This is a genomic window from Aeromonas sp. QDB11 (assembly GCF_027705265.1).
Classification (GTDB): domain Bacteria; phylum Pseudomonadota; class Gammaproteobacteria; order Enterobacterales; family Aeromonadaceae; genus Aeromonas; species Aeromonas allosaccharophila.
The window spans coordinates 1-1,048 of record NZ_JAPDBM010000184.1 but is presented as its reverse complement, the minus strand read 5'-3'; the positions used below and the strand labels follow the sequence as shown (position 1 = coordinate 1,048).

Here is a 1,048-nt window from a genome sequence, read left to right as displayed (position 1 = left end):
ATTCTCTCTCCTCTTGGAAGACTGGTTGAAAGAGCCAGGAATATTTCCAATAACCCATTAAGTCAATCCCTCTACACTGGGCGCACCGATGAGTTTGGCCAAATAGAGTTTGCTTTACGAATGATGCAAGCTGAAACAGGCGCCATAGTAGGTCGCATAGGTGATGCATCAAATCGGCTTAGCGAACACACCCGAGGCCTACTAAAGGATATTGAGTCAAGCAATGTACTTACAGTTGAGCAGCAGGCAGAGACAGATCAAATAGCAACGGCAGTAAACCAAATGGTGGCAAGCATTCAAGAGGTTGCGAGCAATGCACAGCATGCTGCAGATGCGGCCGGAAGAGCAGACACTGAGGCGGCATCTGGCCAGCGTCTGGTAGCCCACACAAGCCAGTCAATCACTGCCCTTGAAGGTGAAATTAGGCAAGCCGCTCAGGTTATTCATGAGCTTGAAGGTCAAAGTAACGAGATATCAAAAGTTCTTGACGTTATACGAGGGATCGCCGAGCAAACGAATTTGTTGGCACTCAACGCAGCAATTGAGGCCGCGCGTGCTGGTGAGCAGGGGCGTGGTTTTGCTGTTGTCGCCGATGAGGTTCGCAGTCTTGCTGCTCGCACACAGCAATCGACAACGGATATTCAAAGCATGATCAGCGCTCTACAAGAGCGAGCGCAATCCGCTGTTACAGTCATGGAGCAAAGTAGTCGGCAAGCGCACACGAGTGTAGCTCACGCAGAGGAAGCAGCTACAGCTCTTGATGGAATTGGCCAACGCGTTAACGAAATTACCGACATGAACGCGCAAATAGCGACTGCGGTCGAGCAGCAGGGAGCAGTAAGTGAAGACATAAACCGCAGTATTATCAATATACGCGATGCTGCTGATACCAATGTACAGACCGGGCAGAATAATTTGCAAAGTGCGAAATCTGTCGCTCAGTTAACTAGCGCTCTGAGCGAACTGGCAAAACAGTTTTGGGAAAAACGAGGATAACGCTTTTCAGTATCTCGACAGGGATAACTTACTTTACCATCGGTTATCCCTT

General features: G+C 49.2%; 1 protein-coding gene. It reads left to right on the top strand.

Annotated features, from left to right (window positions below):
• Positions 1 to 996, top strand: a 996-nt coding sequence (locus OKC40_RS22555) for a methyl-accepting chemotaxis protein (RefSeq protein WP_270797037.1), incomplete at its 5' end; no start/stop codon positions are given.
• Positions 997 to 1,048: the final 52 nt, after the last annotated feature.